Genomic DNA, 26,089 nt, shown 5'->3' with positions numbered 1-26,089 from the left:
TGGAAAAGGGTTGCCTGAGAACGATGCAGGAGGACTTACGGATTCTGTGGAATAAGTTAATGAGGTATTATGGCATTTACGCAGGCCAATCGGGAGTTTTTTGGCTGGGTTGGTGTAAATACAACGTAAAATCTCGCAGGAATTCATGAAAAGGACTTGAAATCATGCTTCAAGTTGAAGTATCATAAAGTTGGTTGTTAGCACTGAACACTGTCGAGTGCTAATACATATGGCTACAACCTACAATGTAACGTTATATAATTTCAAAAGGAGGCTATTTTTCATGATCAGACCTTTAGGTGAACGCGTATTGGTAGAACCACTGGAGCAAGAGCAAACAACTTCTTTCGGGATCGTACTGCCGGACTCCGCTAAAGAAAAACCGCAAGAGGGTAAAATTATTGCTGTTGGCGCAGGAGTATTGAAAGACGGAGTACGTGTAGCTCTGGAAGTGAAAGAAGGAGATCGCGTTATTTTCTCCAAATATGCCGGTACAGAAATCAAGTTCGAAGGTAAAGAATATTTGATTATGAAAGAAAGCGATATTCACGCGATTCTCGACTAATTCAAATTTAATCGGTTAACCGAACCATATAGCAACACTATTTTACACAATATACTAGGGAGGTTTTCTTACCATGGCTAAAGACATTAAATTCAGTGAAGACGCTCGTCGTTCCATGCTTCGTGGTGTGGACGCATTGGCTAATGCAGTTAAAGTAACACTCGGTCCTAAAGGCCGTAACGTGGTTCTGGAGAAAAAATTCGGAAGCCCGCTCATCACGAATGACGGTGTAACGATTGCTAAAGAAATCGAACTGGAAGATGCATTCGAGAACATGGGTGCACAACTGGTTAAAGAAGTAGCAACCAAAACAAATGATGTTGCCGGTGACGGTACAACAACTGCAACTGTATTGGCTCAAGCGCTGATCACAGAAGGTTTGAAAAACGTAACTGCAGGCGCTAGCCCAATCGGTATCCGTAAAGGGATCGACAAAGCGGTTAAAGCTGCTGTAGCTGAACTGCAATCCATCTCCAAACCAGTTGAAACCAAACAATCCATCGCACAAGTTGCGGCGATCTCTGCAGCTGACGAAGAAGTAGGCGAACTGATCGCTGAAGCTATGGAAAAAGTGGGTAAAGACGGCGTTATCACTGTTGAAGAATCCCGTGGATTCGCTACAGAGCTGGAAGTGGTTGAAGGTATGCAATTCGACCGCGGTTACATCTCTCCATACATGATCACGGATACGGACAAAATGGAAGCTGTTTTGGACAACCCGTACATCCTGATCACAGACAAAAAAATCTCCAACACGCAAGAAATCTTGCCATTGCTTGAAAAAATCGTTCAACAAGGCAAACCGCTTGTATTGATCGCTGAAGATATCGAAGGCGAAGCACTGGCGATGCTGGTTGTGAACAAATTGCGTGGTACATTCAACGCTGTAGCTGTTAAAGCTCCTGGCTTTGGTGACCGTCGTAAAGCAATGCTGCAAGATATCGCTGCCCTCACTGGTGGCCAATTGATCACGGAAGAACTGGGTCTGGACCTGAAATCCGCTGTTGTGGAACAACTGGGTACAGCTCGTCAAATCCGTGTAACGAAAGAAAACACAATCATCGTTGACGGTGCTGGTAACAAATCCGATATCGATGCACGTGTAAGCCAAATCCGTACGCAACTGGAAGAAACAACTTCCGAGTTCGACAAAGAGAAACTGCAAGAGCGTCTGGCTAAATTGTCCGGTGGTGTAGCAGTAATCAAAGTCGGTGCGGCTACTGAAACAGAATTGAAAGAACGCAAACTGCGCATCGAAGATGCCCTGAACGCAACTCGCGCTGCGGTTGAAGAAGGTATCGTATCCGGTGGTGGTACAGCGCTCATGAACGTATACAACGCGGTTGCAGGCGTAGCCCTGTCCGGTGACGAGCAAACAGGCGTGAACATCGTCCTGCGCGCTTTGGAAGCACCAATCCGTACAATCGCAGCTAACGCTGGCGAAGAAGGTTCCGTAATCGTGGAACGTCTGAAAAAAGAACAAACTGGCGTAGGCTTCAACGCTGCGACTGGCGAGTGGGTTAATATGATCGAAGCGGGTATCGTTGACCCTGCGAAAGTAACACGTTATGCATTGCAAAACGCTGCTTCCGTAGCAGCAATGTTCCTGACTACTGAAGCGGTTATCGCTGACAAACCAGAACCTGCAGGCGCTGCTGGCGTTCCTGACATGGGCGGTATGGGTGGAATGGGCGGCATGATGTAAGGTCATTGACCTTATCTCATGTGTCTAGCAGAGCAAATTTTCGGTCAATTTGATTGAGGGTTTGTGAAGCAGTCACTGTTACAAATTATAAATGATACAATGACCACTTCTTAATATCTTATTAAGGAGTGGTTTTTGTGTTGTTGAAATTTGCATTTCAGGATTTTTTGGATGATCGTAAGTTTAAAAACACAACGAAAGTGAACATCCGTAATTACTTGAATATGCTGGGTGACATCATTCTACACGAATCCAGCCATGGGCCCTTTTTTATTTATTTCCAGTAGGTGTCGCACTTCATATAACAATCCGTCATTTGAAAATGGAATCTATAACGAAAGAGGAGATAGACTGCCAAAACTAGATAAGTTCAAAAGGCAATAAGAAAGAGCAAATGAGAAGATTAATTGCATCGTTTGCCTAAAAGGAGTCGTTAGAATGCTTGACTATAGAAGGGTTCAATTATCATATCAACACTATCTTTTAACAAAAAAATACAAAATTATTTAAAATAGTAGACTATTCTCTGTATTTATGGTAACATATTCTATATAACCTATAAAGGTTAAAAATAACAATAATACAAAATATTAGGAGGTAATTTTATGATGAAAAAGGGAGCAGTTGTATTGCTATCCAGTGCAATGTTGCTTAATTCTTTAGGTGTTGCTAGTGCCAGTGCTAATGAAGTTTCAACCACTATTAATGATGTGAAAATTTCTACTGAGGTAGAGACAGTATCTGTTCGTGATGTTGTGCCAGCAGAGTATTTTGAAGAAGTGAAAGGAAAATATAAATCGAAAGAAGAAATTTTGAAAGCTACAGGATTTACAGTAGAGAAAACTGAAAATGCTAGTAATATGCAACTTAACAAAGGAGCAACAACTGTAGATGATTTGGATGAATATGCTGCTCTACTGACGTATTATTCAGATATTGCTAACCAAAGCTTTAAAGCGTCATCAGCTCCTCAGGCGAGGGCTGCTGCAGCCGATTCCAATACAGCTACAGTTTGGGGAGATGGATTGGCTGCAGGGGCAAACCTTTCTTGGATTACAGCTACCGTGTCTTATGATAGAAATAGTTCTGGGAATATAACCAAAGTTACTGGTAGTTCAAGCTCGCTTCAGGGTTTCCACCCTGGAAACTCTTGGTCTCATGATTCAGTCTTGACTAATCAGTCTGCCTCTTTTTCAGGACGGTCAGGTTCCATATATATCAAAGGAACTAGAACCCTTAGCATAATTTCTGGTGGTATTGGTGATATCGTAACAAAATCTCAATCATTTTTTATGGGATTGGGTTAATTATAAAGAACTAAACTACCACCTTGCATAATGGTCTTACCCCTGTTAAGTAGACAGATGAAAAAAGCTCTGCTGCCAGTGCGCATCGATATTCAATCGGTGCGCGCTGTTTGAGTTTGGCTTGAAAACGTCCGTAGGTGTAATTGTACATATAATCTTCCACGGCTTGTCGAATCTCTACTTCTGAATTACACTGGTTAAGGTACAGCTTCTCTGTCTTGAGATGCGAAAAGAAGGATTTGATCAGGCGTTATCTAGGCAAGTTGCTTTCCGAGAGTGGCTACCCTTGACGCCGAATGCTTCTAATCACGAGTTGTACGCCTGAGACGTGTATTGGAAGCCCTGATCCGAATGGAGCACGGCTTCTGAAACGCCTCTTTTTTGTGTCCATTGTTCCACCGTATCCAATACGAGCTGAACATCGTTCCGTTTAGACAACTGCCAAGCTACAATCTCATTGTTGAACAGGTCTTGAATCACGGACAGGTAAACAAATGTGCTTCCATTCGAAATATAGGTAATATCGGTCACCATTTTTTGCTGGGGTGCTGTCGCATGAAATTGGCGCTTCAGGCGATTCGAATAGATGACAGATGGCGTATAGCTGGACTTCTTCGGCTTCTTGCGAATCACCGATTGGATAGATAGTTCCCGCGTGATTCGCCATACTTTCTTGTGATTGACGTTCAGGCCCGCCTCACACAACGCCGTTGTCATGCGAGGATAACCAAACTCTCGGTTGGTAAAATGAATAGCCATCATGTGTTCTTTGCTCTCACGCTCACGGTCTTGTATTGCGTCTCGCTGCGGCTGTGTTGCTCGCCATTTGTAGTAACTGGAACGGGGTATTCCTGTAATCGATAATAAGCGTGTAATGCCATGCGAGCAGCGCAATTCGTCTATGATATCGTAGTTCTCACGTTGGCTCAGCGCTTCTCCTTTACTAGATTTGAATACCGCTTTTTTAAATAATCTACCTGTGCTTGAAGATAGTCTCGTTCTTCTTCTACACTGCTAAAGGCAGTACGGGGCGTCCCTTCAGTGGATTCGGGACATTGTTTTTTCGCTCATCGAACGCTTCCCCGTTTTCCATTTTTTCACCCACACCTTCAGTTGTGAACAGTTTCGAATTCTTTCGCAATCAGCGACACCTTTTAACTTGAAGAACCTTCGACATATGATCTAACTGCATTCAATTTAAACTCTTCGGTATACGTCTGAAATGTTTTCCTTTTTTTTTATGAAAATATCCCCTCCAAGTGTCACTTGAACCCTCATGATAAAATGAAGGTTTTTTTAAGTGTCTACTTAGGGGATAATACCAAACGCCAGTTTGCCGCATAGGGTCTTTTTCAATAATGATTGAGAGAACGGCTCAACTTGATTGGGGAAAAGTGGAATATTGAGTGAAATTGAAGAGATTACTGGTCAAAGTGGGTCAGTAATCAGAAACATTTACCTTACATAGCCTTGTTGTTAACAGGCAGGTTAACAACTTTGTCCATCAATCGTTTAAAGGCTCCCACTAGGGAGCCTTTCTTTATTCAGATGCAGGAGCGGATACGAAGGAAAGGCTAACGCAGTTTGCAGAAGGGCGAAGGGGGGGGGGGAGTCGTTCCTATTTGAACGAATTGTTTGCACATTTGAAACTCACTCAACAGTTGTTATTTCAAAAGTGGAAATATCCTCTTGAATACTGAAGCGATATTCAAATCCATTTCGAACCTTCGCTCCATCAAAATTACTCTGACTTACATCGCGATCCAATATGCCGATATCCTGAATCACGTCTTGCGCATCATTATACGTGTACTCGTTATTGGTTGTCAGAATAAGTGTAGCGATAGCAGTCAAAAAGATTCCACCCGTTGGTTCGCTGACATCACCATTCTCGTACAACCTGACTTCTTGTACTTTTTGATCCAAATTTAATGTACCAACCAATCGTAATTCATCATTGAATACATACTCGAAAGCGTCAGTGCCCTGCTCTGAAGAGTCTTTCATATTCAAGCGGGTAATACTCAAACCATTCAGTCGGTATTTGCCCACGGCGCCATTAAACTTGTTTTTGAATTCCTCCGTTGTCATGTGGAAGCCAGAGGCATTCGTTTGAGTTAGAGGTGCGTGATCTTCCTCTGTTGTAACAGCGCCAGATTCTTGTTTCTCCGTGTGTTCTGTCCCCGATGATTGCGGAGGATTTGAAGGTAAAGCCAACATGCCATACATTCCTATCGAAGCAATTGCAAAACATGCCGCCGTTAGCAAAACATGCTTTATCGGTATCCGGTTTTGTTTCCTCATGGATAGGACCATCAAAACAATAAATACGAAGAAAGCCATAAAGCCTAGGATGAATAGTATTGTAAACAGATATTGCAAATTCTCACCTCGTAATGCATCGTTATTTCATACTCTCATTATAATGTTCCTTCGAGAAACTTTAAACCTGTACTCGTCTCTTTAAAAAATGAACAGTAGAGCGAGCAGACGAAAAAGATGACCCCTGTGCAGTACAGGAATCATCTCTTAAGTGTGGTCTAATCCCCCTGTTAAGAGGCGTTCGGTTCGTTAGCCCTCAATCGGTATTTAGTCAGGCATAATCCAGACAATTTCGGCAATGCGCACGAAGAATTTTCTATTTCTTTCCTCTAGTACAACATGGTCATGTTTAACAGCGACCACACATCCATCCAGTCTACCGCGAGTCGTTTCCAGGATAACCACTTTTCCCACCAGGGACATTAGACTTTCGACTACGCAATGATCCACTGGATGAACGACAATGTTATGGGGCATATGGGGCACATAATGTGAGTTAGCCATTGGATGCATCATTTGATAATTATTCAAGAAAAAACCTCCCAAATCATTTATACGGCATCCTATGCGATTGCCCACGCGAACGACTGGGCGTTTGACCAAAGTATATACTTTTGGAAAATCCGAATGAGGTATTATGTTTGTCAGCCAATCGCAGAGGGTCAAGTTTACAGTGAAATGAATGAAGCACTGCCGGCGTTTTAGCCAGCAGTGCTATTTTTTCTTATCATCACTTGGACTTAATCCAGCAAGGAAAGTGTGACTCGAATCGAGTTTTCTATAAATGAACGATTGGGACGGGACTTCATGAAAACGGTCAGTCCAATTAGGGATACAATAAGTGCTTGCGCGACAGCCTTAGCGTCCAGGGAGGGGTTAAGTTCCCCTGATCGCATTCCCCGCTCAATATTTTCCTGAAAGATGACCGACAGGTACATCTGATGTTCCCGGGTGAGAATTTCAAATTTCTCATCATGGGGTGCAAGCTCAACCATCGTATTGATGCAAAAGCATCCACGACTGAGTCGCTCTGCGTTGTATTCTTCGTCCACGATTTCTGCAAAAAAAGTACGAAAGGCCTCTTTAACCGATGTAATACCCGCCAGTCTGGTTCGCATCTCTGCGGCACGAGCCATCGTGTATTTCCGTAGCGAAGTTTCGAACAGTTCTCTTTTATCTCCAAAAGTGGAATATATACTGGGTCTTTGGATGCCCATTCTTGAAGTCAGATCACTTAATGAAGTGGCTTCATATCCTTTTTCCCAAAAAAGCTGCATCGCTGCATCCAGCACTTTCTCTTCGTCAAATTCGCGAGTTCTCGCCATAATAAATACTCCTTGTTACTTATATTTTCTAAAGTATAGATTTTTTTGTATTGGATCATATAGATCGTGTTTTGCTAATTATATTTCGTACTCATCAGTATGATATATAATATATAACTCTCAATAATTTGTCAAACCAACGTCTTTTTGAGGATGTATTTAAGAAATGAGATACATTTTTAATCAAAATAAATAGATTGACAGTAAGAGAAACACTGAGATATATTAACTACCTAAATAACATACCGATCGGTAATTTATTTTACGAGTAGTGATAGTCCAATTTTGAATAAGGAGAAATCAGTTATGGAAATAGGAATTACTTCGTTTGTGGAGACAACACCCGATCTTCGGACAGGTGAGGTCATAAGTCACGCACAGCGATTGCGTGAAGTGGTGGAAGAAATCGTGCTTGCCGATCAGGTGGGGTTGGATGTATTTGGCGTAGGAGAACATCATCGTAAAGATTATGCGGCTTCTTCCCCTGCGATGGTGCTGTCCGCAGCTGCATCCCTGACCAAGCGTATTCGGCTGACTAGTGCAGTAACGGTACTTTCGTCCGCTGACCCGGTACGTGTGTTTCAGGATTTTGCCACACTGGATGGCATTTCGAATGGACGTGCGGAGATTATGGCAGGGCGGGGTTCCTTTACCGAATCATTCCCTTTGTTTGGATATGAGCTAGGTGAGTATGATGAGCTGTTCGATGAACATCTGGAACTGCTGCTTAACCTGCAAAAGTCCGAAATAGTCAACTGGCGAGGTGGGCACAGACCTGCAATACATAATCTGGGCGTATATCCACGGCCTGTGCAGAGCCCTTTGCCCATATGGATTGGCAGCGGGGGCAATCAGGAATCGGTGGTGCGTGCAGGATTGCTGGGGCTTCCGTTGACGTTGGCTATTATTGGCGGGAGCCCGGAAAGGAATTTTGGCCCCCTTGTACAGTTGTACAAGCAGGCAGCGGCACATGCCGGACATGACGCTTCGAAGCTTACTGTAGGGTCGCATTCGCTCGGATTTGTGGCTGAAAATACAGAACTGGCGGCTGATCTGTTCTTTCCTTCTACCCAGGCGGGCATGAACAAAATCGGCAAAGAACGCGGATGGGGACATTACAGTCGTGCCAGCTTTGATGCTGCACGTAGCCATGACGGTGCTTTGTATGTAGGTGATCCAGAGACGGTTGCCCGAAAGATCATTCACCTTCGCAAGAATGTGGGCATTACACGTTTCATGATGTACGTACCGATTGCCACGATGCCACACGATCAGGTGATGAGAGCGATTGAATTGCTCGGAACAGAGGTGGCACCTCGAGTGCGCACAGAGTTGGCTGAGTGGGAAGCTGAGAATGGACAAAGAGCATAAAGAACATACACTGAAGGAGGAATTGCATATGAGTTTTGTAGATCGGGTGGTACCTGAATTAAGAGATGCATTGACCCAGTTTCCGGGCTTTAATTTGAAGGGGGTATTGCAGGTTAGCCGGGCGATGCTCATGAATCCACCGATTGAGAAGTCGGATGACGTACGCACAACAAAGAGAATTATTGCTGGGGCAGCAGGAGACATGCTGGTCAAACTATATGAACCGGCTGAGCGTACTGGAGATAAATTGCCAGCGATGTTGTGGATTCATGGAGGAGGTTATGTGTTGGGACATCCAGATATGGATGATGCGTTATGTGAACGATTTGTACAAGCGGCTCATTGTGTAGTCGTATCGGTTGATTACCGTCTGGCTCCTGAGCATCCTTATCCTGCTGCCCTTCATGACTGCTATGCAGGTCTGGTATGGATGATGGACGAAACAGAGTCGCTTGGCATTGATCTTAGGCGGGTCGCAATTGCCGGAGCGAGCGGAGGGGGAGGACTGACTGCAGCACTTGCACAAATGGTCCGCGATAAAGGTGGGCCGAGTCTGATCTTCCAAATGCCTTTGTACCCGATGCTGGACGATCGGAATATTTCGGCTTCGAGCCATGAAATTACGGAACAAAATGCCACATGGAATCGGACGAATAACCTGGAGGCATGGAGTATGTACCTTGGAGGAGAGATGGAGGGATTGGGGGATACCGAAGAACACCACATGCCTTCTTACGCTGTCCCAGCAAGAGCTGAAAATCTGGCAGGGTTACCTCCGATGTATACGTGTGTTGGCCAGCTGGATCTATTTCGAGACGAGACAATCGACTATGTGACACGCCTTGCGGCAGCGGGAGTGGATGTCGAAATGCACCTGTATCCCGGTGCTTATCACTGCTTCGAAGTATTTGTGCCTGATGCGGAAGTTAGCCAGCGGGCTAGTCAGGACTATATCCGGGCCATGGCTAGAGCGCTTAATCCTTCATGGGAGCAATAAATGTCTCCGGAGTTTTCCATAAAAATTGATGTTCTTTTCATCTTCATTTCAGATTCCGTTAAGGTAGCAGGGTTAAGATAAGTTTTGTAAAACCCTTCTCGTGTTAAATAGATGTGTGACTAGCCCCGTCGGATCGTCCGGCGGGGTACTTTTTTTCTTCATTTCATCGGTTGATGGTATGATAGATAAATACATAAATGCTAGTAACGGAGGGATGGTTCATAGACCCCAGCCTGCATCCGCTGTTCAGACCCATTCAGATGAATGGGTCAGATCGGAACACGTATTATATTGAACAAATACCTTCTATCTCCCTAATGGCTCATGTAGCCTGTTATTGGGAATCCGGTTCTATTCCGCACACAGGAGAGCAAGATCAGGAACCTATATCAGTGCCCGCTAGGGTATTGCCGGATGGCTGCACGGACATGCTGATTACATACGACTCGGTCCGTTCGGCTCATTCCTATGCATACTGTGGCAACTATACGCATCCATTTGCTGTGCCCGAGGCATCCGATGTAAGTCCTTCCGCAGATTACACATTTGGCGTACGTTTTTTTCCGGGTGGGGCGTACGTCTTTCATGGTTTGCCATTGGAAGGATTTACGGACATGCGAATTCCGCTTGAGGAATGTTGGCCAGTCAGGTTGAATGAGCTTCAGGAGCGGATGGCTGGAACAAGAACCTTTGAAGAACGGGTGCAGGTAATGAATGCCTATCTGAGTCCACTATCCGTGCAAACTAATACATACGAGAATGATTTGATGAAAAACGCGCTGCATCGCATCTATATCGATGGGGGACGTATGAGCGTCAGTGAGCTGGCAATGCGAGAAGTTGTTAGCGAACGCCAGCTGCATCGGAAGTTTGCAGTATGGATCGGAATCAGTCCGAAGCGATTCAGTGAGGTGGTTCGTTTTCATCGTGTCCTGGGCAGTATTCATCAGGGGCATACGGCGGATGGGGTAGCGCTGGCCCTGAATCATGGTTTTTTTGACCAAGCCCACTTGATTCGTCAATTCCGCAAGTTTTATGGGGAAACCCCGCTGACCGCTGCCAAGGAACATCAACAAAGGTTGTCCGATTTGTACAATAAGTCGGTTGCCCCTTCAGATATACTGAGATCGTGAGAATAATAGTAAAGGAGATATCATATATGAATGGAACATTGCAAATTCGGGATCATCTGCTCAATGAATTGGAGACGGGAGTACGTACGGGGGTGAGTCTGATCCGCCTGATCCGTCCAGAGGATTGGGCGTACCGCCCGCAGGACAATATGCGTTCACTGGTGGAACTGGTCCATCATTTTATTCAAATCACGGCATCGGACCTTGCCATTATGCAGGAGAAGAGCGAAGCCGAGGTTGGTGTGGTAGAGAATATCCTGTCAGGGATCGAGGATATTGAAAAACTGGAGGCAACACTTTGGGGCAATTTGGAAGCCTACAAAGCTTATATTGTATCACTCAGCGAAGAAGATCTGTTGAACCGCTCAACCAAAGCCTTCTATATGGAGCACGGTCATTTGCAGGCTCAATGGCAGATTGAAACGCTAACTCACGTATTCCATCACCGTTCACAGTTGTATAATTACCTCAAACAACAGGGGCATGAGTTGAACTTTTTCATGCTGTATGCTTAAAAATCTTAGAATATGAGTTTTGTGTAATTAGCTCCGCCTAATGACTGGCGGGGCTTTTTTTGTGTCTAGTATTCTAGCGTCTCTATTAAAATGGACGTTATCACACGGTCATTTTACCGTTACATTAATAGATTCCAAACATAGAATACTGTATCAAAGCAAAAGGAGGTGATTTCCATGGCCATCCTTTTACCGCAACAATTTTATGCCTTAGATGCAAGCGTGGGTAAATCGTATTATGAAAACCTCGCTGGAGGCACGAATGCCAGCATCACGGTGAACAATTTTGGTACTGCCCCGGTAGATCTGGTTGTGACTCGTGTTAACGCTCCAGTGATCACGTATATGATCCCAGCTGGCAACAGCCTTACGTTGTCTGTTGATTTGCTGCTCGTAGCTGCTTTGTTGACTACTCCGTCAGGTGCTTCAACAGGCACAATTCAAATCGCAACATCTGATTTCTAATGAATGTAGCGTGCTTTGTGAACCTCTGTCGGACATGTTGTCGGCAGAGGTTTTTCTTTTTTTTTATGGATGCATCATATCGATTCAATCAAGAAACAGCCTCAGAAATTGTATGTGCGACCCCAGTGATATGATAGGTTTAGATCAAATTTTTGTTTACATAGGCTACCATTCGAGTAATTTATATTTAGGAACAGAATGAAGACTGATGTTGTGAAACAGGAGGTTATTGGACGATGAAAAGACCAACGTTTCTTGAAACCGAGCGGCTTGTTTTCTCGACATGGAATGAAGAAGACTGTGCTCTGGCTTCCGCTCTATGGGGAGATCACGAGGTATCGAAGTGGATTAGCAGCAAAGGATTTCTGAGCGAGGATGAAGTGGAAGCGAGATTGACTCAGGAATTAAAAAGGCAAGAAGATGTGGGAGTGCAATACTGGCCACTCTTTGAGAAAGATTCGGAAGTGTTTGTTGGTTGCTGTGGCTTGCGCCCGTATTCTCCGGAAGAAGAGATATATGAACTGGGATTTCATCTAACCCGGGATCATTGGGGCAAGGGCTACGCCATGGAGGCGGCAGGGGCGGTGATTGACTATGCATTTGGCGAACTGAAGGCTAAAGCGTTGTTTGCCGGGCATCATCCGGATAATGAAGTGTCACGTCACATGCTGTCCAAGCTGGGCTTTGAGTATGTACGGGATGAGCGTTATAAACCGACAGGACTGATGCACCCGTCCTATTTGCTGAAAAAGGAATAAATATGTTCCAAAATACAGCACAACGTCTTTAAATATATAGCATAAATGGATGGATAGCAGGGGTGACCGTCATTTTTTGGTAAAGGGGTTTTCATCGTTTTTTTATTTCATTTTCAGCTTCTATTAAGGTAGCAGAGGTAAGATAATTCTTGTAAACCCCTTCTCGTGTTAGATAGATGTGTGACTGACCTCGCCGGACGCCGGTGAGGTATTTTTTTGCTTATTTTTATAAATATACACAAAACAAACATAAACAAAAATAAATGAAGTTTTTTTATCTGTGAATCATTGACTTATAAAGATAAACAAAGGTATAATGAATGTGAAAAAAGGAACTTACTATGTACGTGATGGGCATTCTATTTTTTATCATGAGGAGAGAATGATGATGAACGTGACCCTTACCAATGAAACAACGCAGGCTGCGGGCTTCCATATCCCATTTGTTCGTGAGATGGCGGAGATTACTCAACATATGTGGAAAAACGGGTGGGATGAACGCAATGGTGGCAATGTCAGCTATCTGCTGGGGGAAGAGGAAGTTGCCAAATATATCGATATCAACCATGTGATCCGCAAGATCAAACCAGCATTTTCGATGCATGAGCTGGCAGGCAAGTATTTTATTGTGACTGCTTCGGGCAAATATTTCAAAAATGTACTGGCTGATCCGGAGAGCAATCTGGGGTTGCTACGAGTATCGAATGATGGACAGGAGCTGGAAGTGCTGTGGGGGCTAAAGTCGGGAGCGAACCCAACGAGTGAATTGCCTACGCATTTTATGAGTCATATCGAACGTCTGAAAGTCGACTCGAAACACCGGGTTGTGATGCACAACCATGCGACCAATGTGCTGGCGATGACCTTTATCCATGAGTTGGATGAAATGAAATTTACAAAGACGCTGTGGCAGATGTGTACGGAATGCGTTGTCGTATTTCCTGACGGTGTTGGTATTATTCCGTGGATGGTGCCTGGATCGAATGAAATTGGACGGGAAACGGCTGAGAAAATGAAGGAATACCATGCGGTCATTTGGCCGCAGCATGGGATTTTTGGAACAGGTACAACGATTGATGAAGCCTTTGGCCTCATTGAGACTATTGAGAAAGCGGCTCAGGTGTATATGCTGGTTGCAGGTCATGAGATCAGACAGAGAATTACGGATGAGCAGCTAGCTACATTGGCCCAAGCTTTCGGTGTCACTCCACGTCCTGGTATATTGGGCATAGAAGTTTGACGGATCGAAATCGTATAAAAGAAAGAGCTACAACACAGCCTAATATGAATGGTCTTTGGTTTATTAAACCGAAGGCCATTTCCTTTTTTTCGGCGAACAAACGCCATTTTGGTTCAAAAACGTTCAAAAAACTGATAAAGCGCGGCTTTGTTATCGATTATTGAATCGTAGAATGCATTATCACACGCTGGCGAAATTCGGGTGAAATGACGTATTGTCAATGGCTCGGCGATTTTGCATAATAACAATGCTTCACAGATGAAAGACGGAAGGAAGTTATGATCATGCTTGGCAAAATGAAGAGAATCTTAATAGGCAAGCCTATGAAATCGGCTGAATTGGATGCAGAAAAATTGGGGAAATGGAAGGCACTTGCCATCCTGTCCTCCGATGCACTATCGTCCGTTGCCTACGGTACGGAGCAGATCTTACTGGTGCTCGTTGCGGCCGGATTCGCCGCCTTGTGGTACTCTGTTCCAATCTCCATCGCCGTGTTGGGATTACTCGTCATTTTAATTTTTTCCTACCGCCAGACGATTTTTGCTTATCCAACAGGAGGCGGCGCGTATATCGTAGCCAAGGATAATCTCGGCACGGCTCCGAGCTTGATTGCCGGAGGATCTTTGCTGGTCGATTATATTCTGACTGTTGCTGTAAGTTCGTCCGCAGGGACCGATGCGATTACATCTGCCTTTCCAATGCTTCATGATTACAGCATCGTCATTGCACTGATCATGATTGTATTTCTGACTATTATGAATTTGCGAGGGGTGACGGAATCAGCTTCCGTATTGGCGATCCCCATATATCTGTTTATCTTTTCGATTGCGATTCTGATTATCTCCGGAGGTATCAAATTTCTGGCTGGTGGCATGGAAGCTGCGGCCCCAGAATTCGGAACGAGTATGTCTCATGTGAGTCTGTTTCTGCTGCTGAAGGCATTCAGCTCGGGTTGTTCGGCCTTGACCGGGGTTGAGGCGGTGAGTAACGCCATTCCGAACTTCAAGCAGCCTGCGGAGAAAAATGCAGCAGGAACCTTGATGCTTATGGGATGTATTCTGGGAGCCATGTTTATCGGGATTACGTTACTTGCTTATGGTTACGGGGTGAAGCCTGATCCGAAAGCCACAGTCATTTCCCAGATTGCCGAAGCGACATTTGGCAGGGGTACGATGTATTTTATTATTCAGGGTGTAACGGCCTTGATTCTGTTCCTGGCAGCGAATACGGCCTATTCTGCTTTCCCGCTGCTGTCCTTCATGATGGCAAAGGATAAATATATGCCACATATGTTTATGGTTAGAGGAGACCGCCTTGGCTTCTCGAACGGTATTATTTTTCTCAGTGTGATGTCTGCCTTGCTGGTTGTTGGATTCAAAGGAAATACGGAAAGCTTGATTCCGCTCTACGCGGTGGGCGTGTTCATTCCATTCACCCTGTCGCAGCTGGGCATGATGATTCGCTGGATCAAAGTCAAACCATCCGGATGGGGTGTGAAGCTGCTCGTCAATACGATTGGTATGCTGACCACACTGTCAATTACATTGATTTTTATATTCACCAAGTTCACACAAACATGGGTTATCTTTATTTTCCTGCCACTCGTCGTTTATGTGTTCATGCGCATTCACCGTCATTACTGTAACATCGCGGATGAATTGAGGATTGATATCAAGCTGGAGAAACCGGTGAGAAAGGGCAATACGATCGTCATTCCGGTGGCTGGCATTACAAGGGTGGTCATGAATACAATCTCTTACGCCCAGACGATGTCAGATCACGTGGTTGCCTTGTATATCGGGTTCGATGATGAAGCCATTCGCAAGATGGAGCAGAAGTGGGAAGAGTGGAACCCTGGCGTTCGCCTGGTTGTCATTAAATCAAGATACCGCAGTATTATGGGACCGCTCAAGAAGTTCATTGATACCGTGGAATGGAAAACGGCCGAGACGGACCATATCACGATTCTAATTCCACAGTTCATCACCAAGCATTGGTGGCAAAATGTACTACACAACCAGACCAGCTTCATGATCCGCGCTTATTTGATCAATTACAAAGACGTGATTGTCACGACTGTGCCGTATCATCTCAATCGTTAAAAGGCTTCGTCTACACTGGCCAATGGCATGAAAAGAGTATGTTATATGCTTATATGCCATCCATTTTCTTTGGGATTCTCTACCGAAAATTTTGCGTTAACATTAAATATCCAGTTTTCTGTTAAATTGATTGAGTAGATATCTAATCGTTGTTCATCTTCCCTTAACACATAAAGCCGCACGAACGTTCCCGAATCAAGGGAGTTCTTGCGGTTTTTTTGCTGTTTGCTGAGCTTGTTATGAAGTCTATTTAACATCCCTTGTTTGGTAAAGTCGCTTGTCCACGATTAACGCTGCGTTGATTCAGAACGGATGCTGCTGTGACAGTTGGCTTTTACACTAGATAATGTGGGTGATGAAGTTCACACACCGAATGCGTAGATCAAGGGGGAAGAAAATCCGATGAGTGAGCTTGACAACCGGATCGGCTTGCCTGCTGCCAGACGGCGCGTATGGGGTACAAGTCAGCGCCGGACAGCTTCGCTGCGTGTGCAGCGAATGCGGGAGAATATGCTGGCCTATGGTTTCCTGGCACCATCGCTGCTTTTATTTGCAGTGTTTCTGTTTTATCCGATGTTCAAGTCGGTGTACCTGAGTCTGCATTCCACTGACCCTACCGGACAGATTGCAGCTTATGTGGGACTGGACAATTTCAAGGCGGTATTCCAGTCCGGACTGTTCCTGCAAGGCATGAAAGTGACGTTGCTATTTGTCCTGTTTACCGTGCCAACCGGCATGCTGGCAGCTCTGATTCTAGCGGCATTAACACACAACCGTTTCAAGGGAATGCGTATATTCCAGTTTGTATTCTCTCTGCCCGTGGTATTGTCTGTCGGTTCATCGGCGGTCATCTGGAAGTTCCTGTTCCATCCGACCTTGGGCATGCTGAATTATTTATTAGGAAAAGTTGGAATCGATCCAATTCCCTGGCTGACCAGCCCGGATTGGGCCTTAATATCGATCTCCATTATGACGATTTGGATGAATCTCGGATTCAATTACATTATTCTATCCAGCGGATTACAGGGCATCCCGGATGAAATTTATGAGAGCGCGAAGATTGATGGCGCAGGTCCTTTACTTACTTTTCGCAAAATCTCGATGCCACTGCTGTCGCCAACCCTGTTTTTCGTCACAGTTGTATCGATCATTGGTGCGTTCCAATCATTTGGTCAAATCAACATTCTAACCCGTGGTGGCCCGATGGACAGCACCAATGTATTCGTATATTCCATCTATCAGGAAGCCTTTGTTAATTTCCGCTTTGGGACGGGCAGTGCGCAGGCGCTTATCCTGTTCGCGGTCATTATGCTGCTGACCCTGATTCAGTTCAAATGGGTGGAAAGGAAAGTGCATTACCAATGAGGACACCATGGACCAAAACATTGCTGTATATGTTGCTTACAATCTGTGCGGCACTTGTACTGTATCCGGTGCTGTACACCTTTTTCATGGCGGTCATGACGCCGGAGGATGCCAGTGCGTATCCGCCTCATATCATCCCGCAATCGATAGACCTGTCCAATTTCACGGAAGTATTCGATATCGTTCCGATTGGTTCGTTTATCGGCAATACATTCCTGGTGGCAGGACTGACGATGCTTGGTCAGCTTGTTACAGCGAGTATGGCGGCCTATGCATTCGCGAAAATGGAGTTTAAAGGCAAGAACGTCATCTTTAGCATGTTTGTGGCGACGATGATGATTCCTTGGGAAGTCACCATGATCCCGAACTATCTGACGGTGCGCAGTTGGGGCTGGCTCGATACGTATCAGGGACTGACCATTCCGTTCCTGGCAACAGCGTTCGGTACATTCCTGCTGAGACAATTCTTCATGCAGCTGCCCAAGGAACTGTTTGAAGCAGCGAAGATCGATGGCTGTGGGCATATCCGGTATTTTGTGTCCCATGTCCTGCCATTGTCTCGCCCGGCACTTGGAACATTGGCAATCTATTCGTTCCTGAGCATGTACAACTCCTATCTGTGGCCACTGCTTGTTACAAATACTCCAGAGATGAGGACGGTACAGATCGGGATCTCGATGCTGGAGTTCCAGGAATCCACAGCATGGAATCTGGTGTTTGCCGGCACAGCGCTTGTTATTTTACCGTCGCTGCTGCTTCTGGTCTTCGGTTTGAAACAGCTTGTCCGCGGTATGGCAGCAGGCGCGCTGAAGGGTTGATTAAGTTAAAAGTGTATGGATTTAACGTTTGTGGTTTGGATACCCAGGAACGAATAAACAAGGCTCACTCTTGAAATAAGTTCTTTAAAGGCTGCAAAAGCAGTGGAGGGGACGAAATCGATTCTGTAGAAGCGAAGCGTTCGCCTTTATCACCGGATTTTCTCCTTTGAGGGAGATGAAAAAAATCCGGTGATAACAGCGATCGAAAGAACGATTCGTAACCATAACGGCCACCTTGCAGAAATTAAAGCACTTATTGTGAAGTGAGCCTCAAAAAAAGGAGAGCGATTATGATCGGGTTTCGTTTGAAAAAAAGAGGAACATTTGCATTGATGTTGGCTGCACTTATGCTGGTATTGTCCGCTTGTGGCGGAAAAACCGAAACAACAAGCACAACGGGCGGAGCGCAGGCAGATGCTGCAGCTGCTGAACCGGTACAACTGACGTGGTGGCATTCGATGTCGGGTGCAGGGGAGAAAGCCATTAATCAACTCGCTTCCGATTTCAACGCAAGTCACCCGGACATTCAGGTGAAGGCAATCTATCAAGGGAAATATGATGAGAGCCTGAACAAACTCAAAGCTTCCATGGGTTCGGACAGTGGTCCGGATATTATCCAAGTGTACGAGATCGGCAGCAAGTTTATGATCGATTCGGGCATGATTACGCCGGTACAGCAATTTATCGATAAAGATAAGTTCGATCTGTCCCAATTGGAGCCCAATATCATCCGTTATTACACCATCGATGGCAAATTAAATGCGATGCCGTTCAACACATCGAACCCGATTCTGTATTACAACAAAGATATGTTCAAAGCTGCTGGTCTGGACCCTGAGAACCCGCCTAAGACATATGAAGAGTTTGAGCAAGCAGCTAAAGCACTGGCGAAAGACGGTAAACCAGGTGCATCCATGGCCATCTATGGCTGGTTTATGGAACAGTTCTTTGCGAACCAGAATGCAGATTATGTAAACAATGGTAACGGAAGAACCGGTGCAGCGACTGAATCCATGCTAAACTCCGAAGCTGGTGTGAAGACTTTGACATGGTGGAAAAAGATGATGGACGAGAAAACCGTCTCTAATCTGGGACGCAGCACTGACGATACGACCGCTGCGTTTACCGCACAGCAAATCGGTATGACGCTGGATTCCACCGCTGGATTGCGCAAAATTGTAGAGGGTGCTGGTGGCAAGTTTGAGCTGGGAACAGGCTTCCTGCCACGTCCAGCAGATGCCAAAGAAGGCGGCGTCGTTGTTGGTGGCGCAAGCTTGTATATCATGAACAACAAATCCGAAGCTCAACAGCAAGCCGCTTGGGAGTTTATCAAGTACCTGGCTACACCTAAGGTACAAGCCAACTGGAGTGTTGCGACAGGATACTTCCCTATTACGACAGCAGCCTACGATGAGCAAGTATTAAAGGATAATATGGCGAAGTACCCGCAATTCCAGACAGCAGTCGACCAATTGCACGCTTCCGCTGATTCGACAGCAACATCCGGGGCTGTAATGGGTGTATTCCCCGAAGCCCGTCAAATTGTCGAAGGAGCGATCGAGACAGTTCTGAATGGACAAGGTACACCGCAAGACGTATTGGATGCAGCAGCGAAGCGAATTACAGACAAGATTGGGCAGTATAACAGCACGGTGAAGAAGTAACTTATTTCTTGAAATAGGACAAACTTTAGGCTGGATATAGCAAAGTTGAAATGTATGGCTTAACTTAGGATTTCATAACGAGTGAGACGTATGCGATGGTCAACCCTGACTGTCGCATCGTTTTGCTGTGAAAATATCTTGAACAAAATTGCTTTAAGGCGAATTGGCTATAGGGATATCTAGCAATATATGTCGAATACAGAGATCCACATCTTTATTATGTCAGTTTAAGTTACTCAATATAGGTTTTTATACACAGAAATTCACTATAAAAGTAATAAATCTGACATATAAAAGCTGTGAAGTAGTACTTTTTTACCTATTTTTATTTTTTTCATCAATTTTGTGATGTTTGTGTTCTATTTTATATCATTTAAAAAGAATATTGTTTACACGTAATAGAAGTTCAGTTATCTTATATTTGAACTAATGTACAAGCTTCATGAACAAATGATTATGAATTTAAAACATGGAGGTAGGTAAAAGATGCATGTTCTGCAAATGAAGAGGTGGCTCAGGTTGTTCCTGGCCATGGTCCTGCTCATCACGGGTGCCATTCCAGCCGGATTGTTCAGCAGTAAGGCAGCCGCGGCGGATGAGCCGTTAACGGTTGCTCAGGCGATAGCTCGCAACAATGATGGACTACCGGGGACAGTAGAAGGATACGTTATCGGGTACTTTAACAATAATTCTAAAAACCAACTTCAAACCGAAGCTCCGTTTAGTGGAGGAAGTAATTTCGGACTTGCCGATACTCCAGGGGAAAGGGATTTAAGCAAGATTATGTCTGTTCAAATTCCCAGTGATACCTCCGTACGTGACATATTTGGATTAAATAAAAATCCCGAGCTGTTTGGTAAAAAAGTCAGGATAACCAATGGAACGTTAGCTTCCTATCTTTCTCTTCCTGGCCTCAAATACATTGACTCCTCTTCAACAACCTTCCAACTGATCGATGAGACTCCAGTAACTAAAGTGGCAAACGTCACAGCTAATCCTACTTCCGGCGCTGTTCCAACAGGGACCCAGGTGGCCTTGGAAACAACCACAGTCGGTGCAACTGTATACTACAAACAGAATACGGATGTTGATTATCTTCCCTACACCGTGCCCATCACGGTAAATGATGCAACTCACATTGAAACCTACGCAGCCAAAGAGGGGATCGACAATAGTGATGTTATCAGTTTTGACTACACCATCATCGACAACAGCCCTATTTCCATCTCTGATGCAAGAAAAGCAATTGAAAATAGGACCGTTACCGTTCAAGGCATTGTAACTTACAGCGAATTATCCGGAAGTGTATCCAATCTGTATATTCAGGCTAACGATGCCGGGATCGTTGTGCGCGGTAATGCTTCTGGTGTGGAAGTGGGAGACCGAATTGAAGTCTACGGCCCAATTACAATCTACAACGGCCTTATCCAGGTTGAAGCAAGCAAATCGGGATTTCAGGGTGGATATATTCGGACTGTCGAAAAGTCACAGGATCTACCTTCACCTGTACCACTCAATTCTTCCCATTTTGCTTCTGGCGCGGGGGGGAGTAAGGGTTCTGGAGGGCAGTATGAAGGGATGCTTGTCGAAGTAAACAATATTCAAGTGACAAAAAGCAACACGCCCAATTACACGGCGACAGATGAACATGGCGGTGAAATGCTGATTTATGCCAAAAACAGCCCGTCTGCTCTCTCCGTTGGCAAATCTTATCATAAAGTGACAGGAGTCTTGACGTACCATTCCACTTACGGTCTGGAGTTGATTCCTCGAACGGCGTCGGATATTCTGGAGGATTTGCTCTCCGTAACAGCGAGCACACCTTCCGGTGGTATTGTAAAAGGAACGGAAGTTACGTTGTCTTCCCCTTATGTAGGTGCCCAAATTTTCTATACACTGGACGGTTCTGAACCAACTGTGAATTCAACGGAATACACACAGCCTATTACGATTAATCAAGATCAAATCATTAAAGCTGTTGCCACTGCTGATAGCAGAGTAAGCACCATTTTTTCTTTTGAGTATACTGCGGTGGATCGACTTGATGGTGTACGTATTCACGAAATTCAGGGAGCAGGCCATTATTCCATTTATGACGGACTGAAAGTCCAGAATGTAGAAGGTGTAGTTACATCTGTTGTTAACGTAGATTCATTCTATATGCAATCCATTCCTGGTCAGGAAGATGGAGATCCGGCAACTTCTGAGGGGATTTTAATCTATAAGAAAGATCATGGAATGAAAATCCAGCATCAAGTTAAGGTTTCAGGTCAAGTCAAAGAGTATGCAGCAAGCGCAACAGACCTGCCAACCACTGAAATTGTAGCTTCTGAGATTACGTTGGAACAACCCAATGTTGAATTGCCACAACCCGTAATCATTGGAAAAGGTGGTCGCGTAATACCGAATGTCATTGATTCGGATGGATTGAGCGAATTCAACCCGGACGTGGATGCCATTGATTTCTATGAAAGTCTGGAAGGCATGCGTATTCAGTTAGATAATGCTACTATTCTTGGACCTTATTCCTACAATCCTGGATTAGCAGTGACGGTAGACAACGAACCTAATAATCCATTGCAGACCCCGGCAGGAGGACTAATCTTAAGTAGAGATGGAGCTGGAGAGTTTGAAAGTTCTCTAAATCCTCAACGCTTATTCATTAATAAAAAACCTTCTCAAGCTGTGACCACGGGTGATAAATTTGCAGGCCCGATTAATGGTGTGATTTCTTATTCGAGTGGTAATTATAAGGTCACCTTGGAAGGCGATTTACCTCCGATTACATCCAGTGGTTTGAAACAGGCAACAACCTCAATTGAATCACAACAAGACAAGTTGACTATTGCTACATTCAACGTAGAGAACTTCAGTAAAAAAGATGCAGCACGTGGAAACAAAATCGGTAAAATTATCGTTAACAATCTAAAAAGCCCTGATATTATAGGGATCATGGAAGTTCAGGATAACGACGGCGCAACAGATAGCGGAAACACAGATGCGAGTGAGAGCTTCAAAACGCTTCTGGATGCAATTAAAAGCAATAATGGACCAAGTTATCAGTATACCGATATTGCACCGCTAAATAACATGGATGGTGGAGCAACCGGAGGCAACATTCGTGTAGGGTTCCTGTACAATCCGAATCGAGTATCCTTAAAAGCAGGTACCAAGGGTGAGGCAAAAACAGCACTGTCCCTTGATGCAAGTGGAAACCTGTCGCTGAATCCAGGGCGAATTAAACCGGATAATGTTGCATTTGAAGCGTCAAGAAAACCGCTTGCTGCGGAATTTGAATTTAACGGTGAACGTGTGGTCGTTATCGCTAACCATTTCAATTCCAAGGGTGGAGATTTAGCCCCATTTGGTAATGTCCAGCCTGCAACCCGCAGCAGTGAAGTGCGGCGTGCGCAGCAAGCAACGATTGTCAATGATTTTGTAACTGAATTAATCCACAAAGACCCTGAGGTGAATGTTGCTGTTCTTGGCGACTTCAATGACTTCCAGTTCTCCAAAACATTGAATATTATCGAAGGTAATGAACTGGATAATTTGGTAAACAAACTGCCAGAGAACAAGCGTTATTCCTACATCTATGATGGAAACTCTCAGACACTGGATCATATTCTGGTGAGCAAAAATCTGTCTGAAACAGCAGCTATTGAAGCGGTTCATGTGAATGCTGATTTTGAAGATTCACATGGGCGTGTCAGTGACCATGATCCGTTGCTTGCACAGCTAATCATTGGAAGCACAGCAGAAGAGGGTGACTTCAACCTGCGTGTGTTGCACACCAATGATACGCACGCGCATTTGGATAACATCCCGCGCCGCGTAACAGCTATTAAGGAAACACGCAATGATAACACCCTGGTGCTGGATGCAGGGGACGTATTCTCGGGTACATTGTACTTTAACCTCTTTAACGGTCTGGCGGATCTGGAGTTCATGAACATGATTGGATACGATGCCATGACCTTCGGAAACCATGAGTTTGACAAAGGGCCAAGTGTGCTCAAGACGTTTATTAAAAAAGCGGATTTCCCATTTGTGAGTGCCAATATTGACTATACCAAGGATGCGAATTTGGGTGGCCTGTACAACGATACCATCGGAAATCCAGGCGAGAATTCTCAAATCTATCCGGCCATCATTACGAAAGTAAACGGCGAGAAAGTCGGAATCTTTGGCTTGACGACACCGGATACCGTATCCCTTTCATCACCGGGAGATGATCTGAAGTTTAAGGATTACAAAGCAAGTGCTCAGGCGACAGTGAACATGCTGCAAGATGAAGGTATCAACAAAATTATCGCGCTGACGCATCTGGGTTACTCGGAAGACCTGAAACTGGCAGAAGCGGTAGAAGGCATCGACATCGTAGTGGGTGGTCATTCGCACACCATTTTGAACAAACCGGTAGTTGTAGATATGCACACCGATCCGACGCTGGTTGTACAGACGGGAGAATATGACGTTTCTTTGGGTCAACTGGATGTCACGTTCAATGAAGCAGGTGTACTAAAAACATGGAACGGCAAATTGCTGAACCTGGATGCGAAGGATGCCACCGGTAAGTATGTTTACACAGATGATCCGACTGCAAAAGCGAAGCTGGCAACCTATGCGAAACCTCTGGCTGAGTTCAAAAAAGAAGTTATCGGTAAAACGAACGTATTCCTTGATGGAGAACGCGGCAGTGTGCGTAAGCAGGAAACCAATCTCGGTAACATGGTAGCAGACGGCATGCTAGAGAAAGTGAAATCTATTGTGAAGGAAAACAATGTTAAAGGATATGTCGCCATTCAAAATGGTGGAGGCATTCGGGAATCGTTCAAGGAGGGAGACATCACCCTGGAACAATTGCTGAAAATGATGCCAAATGGAAACAACCTGTCTGCGCTAAAAATGACAGGTAAGGAAATTACGGCTGCGCTGGAAAATGGCGTGAGTGGTGTAGAAACAGGCGAAGGGCGCTTCCCGCAAGTTTCAGGCATACGTTTCTACTATGATTCCACGAAGCCGGGCGAGAAAGTCGACGCTATAACCAATACGGTGACCCAAGTCGGTCAACGCGTGCTCAAAGTACAGATTAAGAATGCCAATGGCACGTACACAGACATCGATCCAAACGCATACTACATCGTAGCGACGAACTCGTTTATGGCTAACGGTGGAGACTTCTATCGGTCCATGAGAGCGGCCAAGGATGACAACCGGTACTATGAACTGAATCTGGTCGATTATGAAGTCTTCCATGAACATCTGGACCGTGTAGGTACGGTAAATCAGACAACGGAAGGACGCAGTACCGATCTGAAGGGAGCTCCACTTCCGGGGGATGGCAACGGAAGCAATCCGGGCAGTGGTAATAGTGGTGGAGGTACAACGACACCAACCACACCTGTAACACCAACAGATCCAACAACTCCGACCACGCCTACAACACCTTCCGTTCCGGGGAATGGGAATGGTGGCGGTACTACACCAACCAATCCGGGTGTGATTTTGAAAGATATTGGTAATCACTGGGCAGCAGCTGCCATTGAGCAGGCCATTTCCCGGGGAATTGTGAATGGATATCAGGACGGTAATTTCCGTCCAAATGGACCGGCAACACGCGCCGAGTTCATTGTAATGCTGGCAAGAGCATTTGAACTCCCAGCCAGCAGCAAGGCGTTGACGTTTAAGGATGCTTCCAAAATTCCAGCATGGGCACAATCCTTTATTGCTCAAGCTGTAGAACAAGGGATCATTAGTGGCTATACAGATGAGACGTTCCGTGCATCCGGCAAAGTATCCCGTGTAGAGATGACGGTTATGTTCGTAAGAGCACTCGGACTTCCAGTTAAATCGAATGCCACACTAACCTTTGCAGATGCAAATAAAGTACCTGCATGGGCCGTACCTTATATCGCAGCTGCATATGATGCAGGACTGGTGAAAGGTACAGGCAAGAACATGTTTAATCCACTCGTTGAAGCAACTCGTGCTGAAGTTGTAACCCTGTTGATGTCAGCGAGTGAGTTTCAGGCGAAGTAATAAGACTAGTCAATCTTCCTATGAAAAGGAAGCCAATATTCTAATGAGAACAGCTTGCAGACCTTCATCTGCAAGCTGTTTTTTACTAATTAATGACTGTTCATTTTTACCAGAGGAAGGTATAGTAGACAGGATTATATTGAAGGAGTGTTGAAATGCAAGATCAACCGGTTTTAATCGCACTATTGGCTATTGCCGCAGGGATTTTCAGTTTGTTGGGTGGAATCAATAATTGGGATTGGTTTATGAAGAGTTTTAGAGCAGGTCTCTTTGTGAAAACCATTGGACGTCAGGGTGCAAGAGTGGTGTATGGGATTTTTGGTATTGTGCTGATTACCATTGGCGTATTATTGTTGCTGATTGGGTAAGCGTAGAAAAAGAAAAGAAATTTGTAT

The 26,089-nt window shown here is 44.9% G+C and carries 20 protein-coding genes; 16 read left to right on the top strand and 4 right to left on the bottom strand.

Translation table 11 applies throughout. The features are described 5' to 3' along the window. The first annotated feature begins 283 nt into the window (after window positions 1-283). The 3 genes from groES to BUA17_RS16780 all read left to right on the top strand — a co-directional run bounded on the left by groES (window position 284) and on the right by BUA17_RS16780 (window position 3,577). On the top strand, window positions 284-565 hold the full coding sequence (gene groES / locus BUA17_RS16790) for a co-chaperone GroES (RefSeq protein WP_024630746.1): 282 nt from the start codon (window positions 284-286) through the stop codon (window positions 563-565). A 73-nt stretch (window positions 566-638) separates the two neighbouring features. After that, window positions 639-2,270, top strand: a complete 1,632-nt coding sequence (gene groL / locus BUA17_RS16785) for a chaperonin GroEL (protein WP_063564477.1) — start codon at window positions 639-641, stop codon at window positions 2,268-2,270. A gap of 605 nt (window positions 2,271-2,875) precedes the next feature. Next, window positions 2,876-3,577, top strand: a complete 702-nt coding sequence (locus BUA17_RS16780) for a hypothetical protein (protein ID WP_072734322.1) — start codon at window positions 2,876-2,878, stop codon at window positions 3,575-3,577. 306 nt (window positions 3,578-3,883) lie between these two features. On the opposite strand, the gene BUA17_RS30905 is transcribed toward BUA17_RS16780, so the two are convergent. The 4 genes from BUA17_RS30905 to BUA17_RS16745 all read right to left on the bottom strand — a co-directional run bounded on the left by BUA17_RS30905 (window position 3,884) and on the right by BUA17_RS16745 (window position 7,224). Further along, window positions 3,884-4,483 carry an IS3 family transposase gene (locus tag BUA17_RS30905; RefSeq protein WP_244552175.1) on the bottom strand — a complete coding sequence of 200 codons (600 nt, stop codon included), beginning with the start codon at window positions 4,481-4,483 and terminating at the stop codon, window positions 3,884-3,886. 744 nt (window positions 4,484-5,227) lie between these two features. Further along, on the bottom strand, window positions 5,228-5,797 hold the full coding sequence (locus BUA17_RS16765) for a hypothetical protein (RefSeq protein ID WP_072734321.1): 570 nt from the start codon (window positions 5,795-5,797) through the stop codon (window positions 5,228-5,230). A 369-nt stretch (window positions 5,798-6,166) separates the two neighbouring features. After that, entirely contained in the window at window positions 6,167-6,430 is a 264-nt protein-coding gene (locus BUA17_RS16755) for a DUF2642 domain-containing protein (RefSeq protein ID WP_064640066.1), read from the bottom strand. Window positions 6,431-6,639: 209 nt separating this feature from the next. Beyond that, on the bottom strand, window positions 6,640-7,224 hold the full coding sequence (locus BUA17_RS16745; protein WP_072734318.1) for a TetR/AcrR family transcriptional regulator: 585 nt from the start codon (window positions 7,222-7,224) through the stop codon (window positions 6,640-6,642). A gap of 306 nt (window positions 7,225-7,530) precedes the next feature. Between BUA17_RS16745 and BUA17_RS16740 the strand changes: the two genes are divergently transcribed. From BUA17_RS16740 to BUA17_RS16680, 13 genes are all read left to right on the top strand, one after another. After that, window positions 7,531-8,595 carry an LLM class flavin-dependent oxidoreductase gene (locus BUA17_RS16740; protein ID WP_072734317.1) on the top strand — a complete coding sequence of 355 codons (1,065 nt, stop codon included), beginning with the start codon at window positions 7,531-7,533 and terminating at the stop codon, window positions 8,593-8,595. Between the two features lie 28 nt (window positions 8,596-8,623). Continuing rightward, window positions 8,624-9,592: an alpha/beta hydrolase gene (locus tag BUA17_RS16735; protein ID WP_072734448.1), complete on the top strand. Its 969-nt coding sequence runs from the start codon at window positions 8,624-8,626 to the stop codon at window positions 9,590-9,592. Window positions 9,593-9,813: 221 nt separating this feature from the next. Further along, a complete protein-coding gene (locus BUA17_RS16730) occupies window positions 9,814-10,725 on the top strand; it encodes a helix-turn-helix domain-containing protein (RefSeq protein ID WP_072734447.1) in 912 nt (303 codons plus the stop codon). A gap of 26 nt (window positions 10,726-10,751) precedes the next feature. Further along, a complete protein-coding gene (locus tag BUA17_RS16725; RefSeq protein ID WP_063564468.1) occupies window positions 10,752-11,240 on the top strand; it encodes a DinB family protein in 489 nt (162 codons plus the stop codon). A gap of 177 nt (window positions 11,241-11,417) precedes the next feature. Next, window positions 11,418-11,705 carry a hypothetical protein gene (locus BUA17_RS16720; protein WP_063564467.1) on the top strand — a complete coding sequence of 96 codons (288 nt, stop codon included), beginning with the start codon at window positions 11,418-11,420 and terminating at the stop codon, window positions 11,703-11,705. Between the two features lie 236 nt (window positions 11,706-11,941). Beyond that, window positions 11,942-12,463, top strand: a complete 522-nt coding sequence (locus tag BUA17_RS16715) for a GNAT family N-acetyltransferase (RefSeq protein WP_072734316.1) — start codon at window positions 11,942-11,944, stop codon at window positions 12,461-12,463. Window positions 12,464-12,851: 388 nt separating this feature from the next. Continuing rightward, window positions 12,852-13,703, top strand: a complete 852-nt coding sequence (rhaD, locus tag BUA17_RS16710) for a rhamnulose-1-phosphate aldolase (RefSeq protein WP_063564465.1) — start codon at window positions 12,852-12,854, stop codon at window positions 13,701-13,703. Window positions 13,704-13,987: 284 nt separating this feature from the next. Further along, complete coding sequence (locus BUA17_RS16705) at window positions 13,988-15,805, top strand: APC family permease (RefSeq protein WP_063564464.1); 1,818 nt, start codon at window positions 13,988-13,990, stop codon at window positions 15,803-15,805. Window positions 15,806-16,207: 402 nt separating this feature from the next. Further along, a complete protein-coding gene (locus BUA17_RS16700) occupies window positions 16,208-17,170 on the top strand; it encodes a carbohydrate ABC transporter permease (protein ID WP_063564463.1) in 963 nt (320 codons plus the stop codon). Next, the gene (locus BUA17_RS16695; RefSeq protein WP_063564462.1) at window positions 17,167-17,988 is read left to right on the top strand and encodes a carbohydrate ABC transporter permease; all 822 of its coding nucleotides are present in this window, start codon (window positions 17,167-17,169) and stop codon (window positions 17,986-17,988) included. Before BUA17_RS16700 ends, BUA17_RS16695 begins: the two co-directional genes overlap by 4 nt. A gap of 290 nt (window positions 17,989-18,278) precedes the next feature. Continuing rightward, the gene (locus tag BUA17_RS16690; protein ID WP_072734315.1) at window positions 18,279-19,652 is read left to right on the top strand and encodes an ABC transporter substrate-binding protein; all 1,374 of its coding nucleotides are present in this window, start codon (window positions 18,279-18,281) and stop codon (window positions 19,650-19,652) included. 486 nt (window positions 19,653-20,138) lie between these two features. After that, window positions 20,139-25,694, top strand: coding sequence for an S-layer homology domain-containing protein (locus tag BUA17_RS16685; protein ID WP_072734314.1), 5,556 nt, complete (start codon window positions 20,139-20,141; stop codon window positions 25,692-25,694). 155 nt (window positions 25,695-25,849) lie between these two features. Then, the gene (locus BUA17_RS16680) at window positions 25,850-26,062 is read left to right on the top strand and encodes an immunity 17 family protein (RefSeq protein WP_064640044.1); all 213 of its coding nucleotides are present in this window, start codon (window positions 25,850-25,852) and stop codon (window positions 26,060-26,062) included. Window positions 26,063-26,089 lie beyond the last annotated feature (27 nt).

The organism is Paenibacillus sp. ov031 (assembly GCF_900143165.1).
GTDB lineage: Bacteria > Bacillota > Bacilli > Paenibacillales > Paenibacillaceae > Paenibacillus > Paenibacillus marchantiae.
Note: the sequence above shows the minus strand (reverse complement) of the source record. Positions and strands in the feature narration are given on the sequence as shown.

Excerpts from the sequence above, each read along its gene's own strand:
- BUA17_RS16715 (WP_072734316.1), top strand. The coding sequence starts at position 11,942 with ATGAAAAGACCAACGTTTCTTGAAACCGAGCGGCTTGTTTTCTCGACA.
- BUA17_RS16735 (WP_072734448.1), top strand. The coding sequence starts at position 8,624 with ATGAGTTTTGTAGATCGGGTGGTACCTGAATTAAGAGATGCATTGACC.
- groL (WP_063564477.1), top strand. The coding sequence starts at position 639 with ATGGCTAAAGACATTAAATTCAGTGAAGACGCTCGTCGTTCCATGCTT.
- BUA17_RS16705 (WP_063564464.1), top strand. The coding sequence starts at position 13,988 with ATGCTTGGCAAAATGAAGAGAATCTTAATAGGCAAGCCTATGAAATCG.
- BUA17_RS16765 (WP_072734321.1), bottom strand. The coding sequence starts at position 5,797 with ATGTTGGCTTTACCTTCAAATCCTCCGCAATCATCGGGGACAGAACAC.
- BUA17_RS16685 (WP_072734314.1), top strand. The coding sequence starts at position 20,139 with ATGCATGTTCTGCAAATGAAGAGGTGGCTCAGGTTGTTCCTGGCCATG.
- BUA17_RS16745 (WP_072734318.1), bottom strand. The coding sequence starts at position 7,224 with ATGGCGAGAACTCGCGAATTTGACGAAGAGAAAGTGCTGGATGCAGCG.
- groES (WP_024630746.1), top strand. The coding sequence starts at position 284 with ATGATCAGACCTTTAGGTGAACGCGTATTGGTAGAACCACTGGAGCAA.
- BUA17_RS16690 (WP_072734315.1), top strand. The coding sequence starts at position 18,279 with ATGATCGGGTTTCGTTTGAAAAAAAGAGGAACATTTGCATTGATGTTG.
- BUA17_RS16680 (WP_064640044.1), top strand. The coding sequence starts at position 25,850 with ATGCAAGATCAACCGGTTTTAATCGCACTATTGGCTATTGCCGCAGGG.
- BUA17_RS16700 (WP_063564463.1), top strand. The coding sequence starts at position 16,208 with ATGAGTGAGCTTGACAACCGGATCGGCTTGCCTGCTGCCAGACGGCGC.
- BUA17_RS16695 (WP_063564462.1), top strand. The coding sequence starts at position 17,167 with ATGAGGACACCATGGACCAAAACATTGCTGTATATGTTGCTTACAATC.
- BUA17_RS16725 (WP_063564468.1), top strand. The coding sequence starts at position 10,752 with ATGAATGGAACATTGCAAATTCGGGATCATCTGCTCAATGAATTGGAG.
- rhaD (WP_063564465.1), top strand. The coding sequence starts at position 12,852 with ATGAACGTGACCCTTACCAATGAAACAACGCAGGCTGCGGGCTTCCAT.
- BUA17_RS16720 (WP_063564467.1), top strand. The coding sequence starts at position 11,418 with ATGGCCATCCTTTTACCGCAACAATTTTATGCCTTAGATGCAAGCGTG.
- BUA17_RS16780 (WP_072734322.1), top strand. The coding sequence starts at position 2,876 with ATGATGAAAAAGGGAGCAGTTGTATTGCTATCCAGTGCAATGTTGCTT.
- BUA17_RS16740 (WP_072734317.1), top strand. The coding sequence starts at position 7,531 with ATGGAAATAGGAATTACTTCGTTTGTGGAGACAACACCCGATCTTCGG.